The organism is Cronbergia sp. UHCC 0137, assembly GCF_034932285.1.
Lineage (GTDB): Bacteria > Cyanobacteriota > Cyanobacteriia > Cyanobacteriales > Nostocaceae > Cronbergia.
This window is the reverse complement of record NZ_JAYGHC010000098.1, coordinates 1-8,111: the sequence shown is the minus strand read 5'-3', so window position 1 is coordinate 8,111 and position 8,111 is coordinate 1. Positions and strand designations below refer to the sequence as shown.

The 8,111-nt window shown below is 39.4% G+C and carries 9 protein-coding genes; 1 reads left to right on the top strand and 8 read right to left on the bottom strand.

Annotated elements, in window-relative coordinates; translation table 11 throughout:
- The 4 genes from VB711_RS26085 to VB711_RS26070 all read right to left on the bottom strand — a co-directional run.
- On the bottom strand, nucleotides 1-433 hold a 433-nt coding region (locus VB711_RS26085; protein WP_323289345.1), incomplete at its 3' end, for an SDR family oxidoreductase.
- 429 nt (nucleotides 434-862) lie between these two features.
- The gene (locus tag VB711_RS26080; RefSeq protein WP_416233627.1) at nucleotides 863-1,609 is read right to left on the bottom strand and encodes a tetratricopeptide repeat protein; all 747 of its coding nucleotides are present in this window, start codon (nucleotides 1,607-1,609) and stop codon (nucleotides 863-865) included.
- 305 nt (nucleotides 1,610-1,914) lie between these two features.
- Nucleotides 1,915-2,208: a hypothetical protein gene (locus VB711_RS26075; protein WP_323289343.1), complete on the bottom strand. Its 294-nt coding sequence runs from the start codon at nucleotides 2,206-2,208 to the stop codon at nucleotides 1,915-1,917.
- A gap of 338 nt (nucleotides 2,209-2,546) precedes the next feature.
- On the bottom strand, nucleotides 2,547-2,717 hold the full coding sequence (locus VB711_RS26070; RefSeq protein WP_323289342.1) for a chlorophyll a/b-binding protein: 171 nt from the start codon (nucleotides 2,715-2,717) through the stop codon (nucleotides 2,547-2,549).
- 299 nt (nucleotides 2,718-3,016) lie between these two features.
- On the opposite strand from VB711_RS26070, the gene ald reads away from it, so the two are divergent.
- A complete protein-coding gene (gene ald, locus VB711_RS26065) occupies nucleotides 3,017-4,108 on the top strand; it encodes an alanine dehydrogenase (protein WP_323289341.1) in 1,092 nt (363 codons plus the stop codon).
- Nucleotides 4,109-4,244: 136 nt separating this feature from the next.
- On the opposite strand, the gene VB711_RS26060 is transcribed toward ald, so the two are convergent.
- The 4 genes from VB711_RS26060 to nadC form a co-directional block, all read right to left on the bottom strand.
- Entirely contained in the window at nucleotides 4,245-4,958 is a 714-nt protein-coding gene (locus VB711_RS26060) for a CatA-like O-acetyltransferase (protein WP_323289340.1), read from the bottom strand.
- Nucleotides 4,952-5,818: a fructosamine kinase family protein gene (locus VB711_RS26055; RefSeq protein WP_323289339.1), complete on the bottom strand. Its 867-nt coding sequence runs from the start codon at nucleotides 5,816-5,818 to the stop codon at nucleotides 4,952-4,954. The genes VB711_RS26060 and VB711_RS26055 overlap by 7 nt, the downstream gene beginning before the upstream one ends.
- Nucleotides 5,815-7,104 carry a pitrilysin family protein gene (locus tag VB711_RS26050; RefSeq protein WP_323289338.1) on the bottom strand — a complete coding sequence of 430 codons (1,290 nt, stop codon included), beginning with the start codon at nucleotides 7,102-7,104 and terminating at the stop codon, nucleotides 5,815-5,817. The genes VB711_RS26055 and VB711_RS26050 overlap by 4 nt, the downstream gene beginning before the upstream one ends.
- A 73-nt stretch (nucleotides 7,105-7,177) precedes the next feature.
- On the bottom strand, nucleotides 7,178-8,041 hold the full coding sequence (gene nadC, locus VB711_RS26045) for a carboxylating nicotinate-nucleotide diphosphorylase (protein ID WP_323289337.1): 864 nt from the start codon (nucleotides 8,039-8,041) through the stop codon (nucleotides 7,178-7,180).
- Nucleotides 8,042-8,111: the final 70 nt, after the last annotated feature.

Sequence of the window (8,111 nt, the reverse complement as noted above, 5' to 3'; positions counted from 1 at the left end):
CTTCTGCTGCGACTTTTTGCTCACCATAAATATTGATAGGTGATACTTGATCTGTTTCTTTATAAACTGGGTTTAACCCATCAAAAACTAAATCGCTGGAAGTAAATACTAAAGGTAAATAATTATCTGCACAAAGTCCGGCTATGTTACAAGACACTCCAACGTTGATTTTATAAGCTTCTTGGGGATGAAGTTGACAATAATTTGGTTGAGATTGGGCGGCTGTGTGAATTACTGCATCCGGTTTGATATCATTGAATATACTCTTTAATTCCTGAAAATCTGTTAAATCAACTTTTACTATTTTGATGTCAGGTATTTTTATAAAATGAGTATGATATGTACTGTAAACTTCCCATTTTTGTTTTGCTAACTCACAAAGATGCCAACCTAAAAAACCGCTTGCACCAGTGATTAATAATTTTCTTTTCATTGATATAAAACCCAAAAAAAACCACAGTTTAATTTATTTAGATAAGACCTCTTGCATAAATACTTTGGTGTCTCCAAGAATATTCTTGAAAAGCTCACGCAGAGGCGCAGAGGCGCAAAGAAAAATTTGAAAATCACGACTTTTGCAAGAAGTTTATAGAACTTACTGATAAGTATCTGAATGGAATCAATTACATATTATTTGTTTACCAACTCTTTGCCAGTTAAGGATTCCAGCCTTGATACTTGTGTATTTAATTCTGTCTCATTAGTTAGCGTTGACCAAATTCGATAATATTCTTCCCCCTGACTCCTGACTCCTGACTCCTGACTCCTGACTCCTGACTCCTGACTCCTGACTCCTGACTCCTGACTCCTGACTCCTGACTTCTAGCCCTAACCAAAAGACTTGTCAACAAATCCTACATATTTAATTTCCTTGAATTAAATCCTGAAATTGTTGATTATTCCGTACTTGATCAAAATCTGAATCTGTTTGTGCTAATTTCCGATATTTATCAGGAAGTAGTTGTATGGCTTTGCTGAGGTTTTCTATAGTTGATTCTATATTGTTTTGTAGGGCAAAGTTACAGGCCTTATTGTAATAAGCTTGATGTAAATCTTTGCGGATAGTTAAAGCCTGATTGTAGGATGCTAATGCTGCTTTGTAGCTTTGCATTTTTGTGAGGGCAATACCTCTGTTGATCCAGGCTTCGTGCTTTTCTGGTTTGATTGCTATGGACTCATCGTAGGCTTTGACAGCTTCTGAATAGCGACGCAAGGCTGTTAAGGCATTTCCCCGATTGTACCAAGCTTCGTGTTTATTTGGTCGAATAGCGATCGCTCTATCGTAAGATATTAAAGCCTCTTGATAATTTTGTAAAGCGGTCAAGGCATTCCCTCTATTTACCCATGTTTCCGCACTATCTGACTTAATAGCGATCGCTCTATCATAAGCTGAAATTGCCTCTTGGTAACGTTGGCTATCTAAATAACTATTACCGAGATTCCATAAATCTTTCGCTATTTGGTTATCTTTGGCCTCCGTCAGCAACTGAGCAACATTGGTCTCTTGCACAATCTGTTTGGTATTTTCTGTTGCCAAATGGCCGCAACCGAATGTAATACAACCAAGCAATCCGCAGGCTATCAAACCGCGCCAAAACCCTCTCCTAATTTCAAAATAGGGGATAGGTGACAAGTGTTCAGTAACAGGAAAGGAGGTTTTCATGATTGGTGATGTACACAGTTCATGATGGCTATCTAATTCCTTGATGATAAAACCTAGTCTTCTTCAATAAGAGTATCAGAATACACGAATTTTTATCCATTACTTTCCTATTTTTTAGAAAAAAATTTCTTGAAGATTTGACTAAGAAAACTCCGCAAAAAAAAGATGAGCCAAATTCCTGCAACTAAAATGACCTTTCCTCCCCCCCCTCTGCTATCAAAACGACAGGATATTTTTTTATTTAAAAGTCTCTAATGGCGGGATTTTTTCTTAGGAATATTTACCACGGGTAACGGTGAACTAGATGAGCGAGAAGGCAAATAATGTTGCACAACTGGTTCTTCCGGTAAGGGTGGACGCTGTTGCATACGCCACAATTTAAATACTAGGGCAATTCCCGCTGTTCCTAACCCAAAAGCGAACAAAGACCAGCTATCATCCAATCCACCAATCACAGCATCCACAACACCCATTGTCACTAATGCGCTGATGATTGGTTCTTTTCGGTAGGCTGACTTGAAAAAACGAGGTAATACAGCATTCATCACAGCTTGTTTTGTTTCCGTAATTTTTTGTATAAGTTTATCCAGGACACCCTTATCATATTAGACATTTACATCTTACTCCAGCAAGAGTAGGGCAAAGCTGGTATAACCTCTGCTAAAATAAGCTTACAGGCTTTGACCAAATGTGATAAATTGAGTTTTCAACTGATCATAATATTATAACACCCAAATATTCTCAATTTTTTATGACCATAAAGCTGTAATCAAACGCCCGAATATCTCTATCTATAAAAACTTCCATCTGTCAACGTGGTTGTTTGATAGATAGAGATGAAAACTCAGCTAGAGATATTCTCTTCGTCGGGCATTGATCATGCCTATTTAAGTCCGAGCCATGATAACACGCCTTGATTAGTAGCATATTCAATGACTACCATTAAAATAAATCCAATCATAGCGGCTCGACCATTCAAACGTTCGGCATATTCGTTAAAACCAAACTTGGGTTCTTCTAGTTTAGGGTTAACAGTTGGTTGTTGTTGTGTCATTATCGGCTTTTCCTCTCTTCTGGTCAGCAAATTAAACTTGATATTGGGTTTTCAGCTAATTACAGGTCTTGTACTTGAGAAGGTAACTTCTGAAATAGCACCATGCAAAAGCTGACTTTACAATTTTTAATTATTCTTTATCTATTGTAGAAAAACTGAGAAATTAGTCAAGGGTAAGAGTTGGCGGATTTGCTGGTTGATGTAGAGAAGATTAGGTGAAATTGGCTATCTCTAATACTGAAGTGTTGAGATAGATACTGGCAGACTAGGCTAAAACAAAAAATTATCAGAGGCTTTCAATGGAAATTGGTGTTCCCAAGGAAAGAAAAGATCAAGAATTTCGGGTGGGGTTAAGTCCTTCTAGCGTCCGGGTGCTGAGGGAAAATGGCCATCATATTTTCGTTCAAACACAAGCAGGGGAAGGGGCTGGGTTTACAGATGACGACTATAATAAAGCGGGGGCAGTGGTTGTTGATACAATTGAAGAGGTTTGGAATCGAGAGCTAGTTGTGAAAGTGAAAGAACCTCTAGCTAGTGAGTATAAGTTTTTGCAAAAGGGACAATTATTATTTACTTATTTACATTTAGCGGCTGACCGCAAATTAACAGAGTATTTAATGGATTGTGGAATTTGTGCGATCGCTTACGAAACTGTGGAACAATCAGGGATGAATAAGCTCCCTCTCCTCACACCCATGAGCATCATCGCTGGACGCTTGGCAGTGCAGTTTGGCGCTAGGTTTTTAGAACGGCAGCAAGGTGGCAGGGGTGTACTATTAGGAGGTGTTCCTGGGGTTAAACCCGGTAAAGTGGTGATTTTAGGTGGTGGTGTGGTGGGTACAGAAGCCGCTAAAATCGCTGTAGGGATGGGGGCATCAGTACAAATTTTAGATGTCAATGTAGACCGTTTATCCTATTTAGAAACTCTTTTTGGTTCTAGGGTGGAATTGCTTTACAGTAATTCTGCTCACATTGAAGCGGCTGTTAAGGAAGCTGATTTACTAATTGGTGCTGTTTTGGTGTTGGGACGAAAAGCGCCGATTTTAGTATCACGGGATTTGGTCAAAACTATGCCTCGTGGTTCTGTAATTGTCGATGTAGCAGTTGATCAAGGTGGTTGTGTAGAAACTTTACATCCTACGTCTCACACTGAGCCAGTATATGTAGATGAGGGTGTTGTACATTATGGTGTTCCCAATATGCCTGGAGCAGTTCCTTGGACAGCAACTCAAGCTTTAAATAATAGTACATTACCCTATGTTGTGCAGTTGGCAAATTTGGGTATTAAAGCTTTGGAGGTTAATCCGGCTTTGGGTAAAGGTTTAAACGTGCAGAATCATCGTCTAGTACATCCGGCTGTACAAGAGGTTTTCCCTGATTTGGTGAGTTAAAAAGCACCTTTTAAATTAAAAGTGGTGGGCAATGCCCACCCTACTATTTTCGCATATTTTGTAGTCTGTAGTCTGTAGGGTGCGTCAGACAGAATAATTTAGACTAAAATCACTCATTTTCAGATTCTGACGCACCTTAGTTAATAAATCTTTGAGAAAAATCTTGAATCAGTAAATCAAGCACAAAAGGATCTTTGCAAGCATGATGTAATTTAGCAGCAAAGGGAATCAAAAGTTGATTATTTTGCCAATAGCGTTTACCAAAATAAAAATAAGGTTGACCAATAATTTCACTGCTTCGCCAATGTAATGTTAATCCAGTAAACTGTAAATTTGGTAAATTCCCGATAAAACAGGAAAATAAAAATGTTTGAGGATCGGATCTTTCCCTTTTTCCATTTCTGATTTGATCTAATTTTTGACGATATTGAATAATAAAGTCTTGGTAACTGATTTGGCTAATATTTTCTAACAACATTTCGCAAAACCGATCTTTTCCTCCAACTGCTACTGGCACTAACACAATCGGATTATCCAAAATAAACCACTGATTGTCAACAAATCGCAAATTAAAACAAAAATGATTTTTAAGGGTTTGTACTAAATGCCAAGTTAAGAAACTAAAGAAAGTTGCTCCTTCTGTGGGATTTGCTTGATATAATTTATAAGCATCAGTAACATCCAGTTGAATTGTAATATCAACATAAGGAACTTGAATGATATTTGGGTCAGTAAAGAAATCTAAAGACCAATTTAGATAACCTTCTTTTGCATGATCATCTAATAATCTTGGTTGATATTGGCTGGGAATCATCATTAACTCTAGAAAATCTACAACTTGTTTTAACACAAAATTTGCTCAATCATTCGGTTAGCTTGGGAAGCATAACCACCGCCGAATAAATTGAAATGATTTAAAATGTGATAAAGATTATAAAGTATTTTCCGTTGTTCATATCCGGCATTTACAGGCCAAACTTCTTGATAACCTTGATAAAATCCTGCCGGAAAACCACCAAATAATTCAGTCATAGCAATATCAACTTCTCTATCGCCAAAATAAGTCGCTGGATCAAATATTACTGGTTCACCGCTAACAGTAGATCCTGCATTTCCTCCCCACAAATCCCCGTGAACTAAAGATGGTGAGACTTGATGATTTGCTAATAATTTCGGGATAGTTGCTAATAGTTGATTTTGCAAGGGAAACCTACCACCGTTCTGTTTTGCTAATTGAAATTGATAACCTAAACGATGGGTAATATAAAAATCTACCCAGTTAGAAGTCCAAGTGTTAATTTGAGGTGTAGAACCAATAGTATTATTCATATCCCAGCCAAAACCCTTGTTATTGGTGGCTTGGTGCATGGTTGCTAATTTGCGTCCCATTTCTTGCCAAGATTTGCTGTTTCCTGTTCCCATCTCTAACCATTCTAGGACTATGTAAGCAGAATCCCCCGCAATTCCCGAACAAATGGGTTGAGGAACGCGAATGGTTACGGTGTTGAATATTTGCTGTAACCCTAGCATTTCAGCTTCAAACATAGCTATTTGCGAGGCTTGGTTCAATTTAACAAAATATGTCAATTGACCATCACTCAGGGCATAACCTTGGTTAATACATCCACCACTAACAGAACGCCTGTCTTGTGTTTGAAATTTTTTGCCAGTTGTATGGCTAATATGGGTGTCAATTTGTTGCCAAATCATGAATTTGCTATTTGTGGTTTAATAATAACTACACCATAGGCATCTGGGGAAAGATACTGTTGTGCGGCTTGCATTAATTCCGGTGCGTCTTGGGATTTGATATAGTCTGGGTAATTAAAAGCTGGTTCTAAATCGCCAATGAGGGACTGATAATAACCATATAATCCAGCCCGATCGCTCGGTGTTTCGTTACTAAATATAAACCTATTAGCTACCCGTCGGCGGACACGGACAATTTCTGAGGCTTTGACCGGTTCGGTTTGTAATCTGCGAAGATGTTGAGCGATCGCTGTTTCTACTATATCTAAATCTTCCACCCCACATTTAGCAGAAATAGAAAACGTTCCTTGCAGTCGATTACTCATATTACTCACAGAAATTGATCTAACCAATCCCCGTTCTTCCCGCAAATCTTGTACCAATCTAGATGTCCTTCCATGTCCCAAAATCCCCGCCAACACATCTAAAGCATAGGTTTGATTTAATTCCATCATTCCCGGTACTCGCCAAATCATCGTTAACCTTGCTTGCTGGAGACTTTCATCCACAAATTCCTGTCGAACAATTTCTGTAAATGCTGGTTCTAAACTAACTGATAATTGATCATTAATAACTAAGGACTGACCACTATTTTTTGTAAAACTTTCCGTGATAATCTCTACTAATTCGTTTACAGGTAAATTACCCACAGCTACCGCAGTAATTGACTTAGGCTGATACCAATTAGCGTGGAAGTCCCGCATTTGCTGAGGTTGCAATTGAGAAATCACTGATTCTGTACCCAACACCGGACGACGATAGGGTAGGAAATCAAAAGCCATTTCCATCGACCGTCGAAAAGTACGACGACCAGGATTATCTTCAGAACGTCTAATTTCTTCTAATACTACCAACCGTTCCCGTTCAAAAGCATCATCAGGAATACTCGCATTTTGTACCACATCTATTTGCAATGGCGCTAATTCAGCAAAATCCTGGGGTGCAGTATTGATATAATAATGAGTATAATCTTGGCTTGTAGCAGCATTAGTCACAGCACCACGTTCTTCAATTCGCCGCTCAAATTCCCCACTACTTAGTTGCTGTGTTCCTTTAAAAATCATGTGTTCTAAAAAGTGAGCCATACCGTTCATCGCATCTGACTCTACAGCCGAGCCTATTTTCACCCACAAGCTCAGATTCACAGCTTCTACTGGCATTTGCTCGGCAATGATAGTTAAACCATTGGGTAATTGATGCAGTTCTGGAGCATTAAGACGAGGAAATTTTAGCAGAGTTGATGTCATTGTCTCTGGGGGTGGGAGAGCTAGTTACTTCTTTAGTTTACAAACTTATTTACATAATTTATCCAATTCCTCATTAACCCATCCTCATACTCAAATCCAACCACCGCGACTGAGTAATCGGCGCACTACTAGATATATAGTCAACACCAGTTTCCGCCACAGCCCGAATAGTTTCTAAAGTCACATTCCCCGAAGCCTCAATCTTCACACTACCATCCTCCTGACGAATTAACCGCACCGCCTCCTTCATCATCTCCAAATCCATATTATCCAACATAATAATATCGGCCTTGTAATCTAAAGCCTCCCGCACCTGTTCTAAACTTTCCGTCTCCACCTCAACAGTCAAAGGATAAGGAACTTGAGAACGAATGCGTGTCATAGCTTTTCCTATTCCCCCCGCCGCCACAATATGATTATCCTTAACCATCACCGCATCATCTAACCCCATCCGGTGATTCATTGCACCACCCACAGCAGTCGCGTACTTTTCCAAAAGCCTTAATCCAGGAGTAGTTTTGCGCGTATCCACCAACCGAACAGGTAAATCTGCTATTTTTTCCACATATTTATGAGTCAGCGTGGCAATTCCACTCAACCGCATCACCAAATTCAGCGCCACCCGCTCCCCCATCAACAAGGCATCCATTGCCCCCTCAATTTCCGCCACCACCTGTCCAGGTTCACACCATGCCCCCTCATCAGTGACCGCCACAAAATTCACATCTTCATTCAAAAGCTGAAACACCCTAGCAGCAACGGGTAAACCCACAATCATCCCTGGAGCTTTCCCTACCCACCTAGCCTTTGCTCGTATCACACCTTCATCTAAAAGAGATTGAGTAGTGCGATCGCCCCTACCAATATCCTCCAACAACCAACCCCGTAACAAAGGATCTAACACCAAACCCGGAGGTAAAACACCAAATTTATTCACAACTTCTATTTAAAATCATTGACTACAAAAACAATATAAGCCAAAACCCTTACACTATAAGGATCTTGAG

What these genes read in the sequence shown, in the direction of transcription:
- VB711_RS26075 (WP_323289343.1), bottom strand. Translation starts at nt 2,208, where the DNA reads ATGAATGCTGTATTACCTCGTTTTTTCAAGTCAGCCTACCGAAAAGAA.
- ald (WP_323289341.1), top strand. Translation starts at nt 3,017, where the DNA reads ATGGAAATTGGTGTTCCCAAGGAAAGAAAAGATCAAGAATTTCGGGTG.
- VB711_RS26050 (WP_323289338.1), bottom strand. Translation starts at nt 7,104, where the DNA reads ATGACATCAACTCTGCTAAAATTTCCTCGTCTTAATGCTCCAGAACTG.
- VB711_RS26055 (WP_323289339.1), bottom strand. Translation starts at nt 5,818, where the DNA reads ATGATTTGGCAACAAATTGACACCCATATTAGCCATACAACTGGCAAA.
- VB711_RS26070 (WP_323289342.1), bottom strand. Translation starts at nt 2,717, where the DNA reads ATGACACAACAACAACCAACTGTTAACCCTAAACTAGAAGAACCCAAG.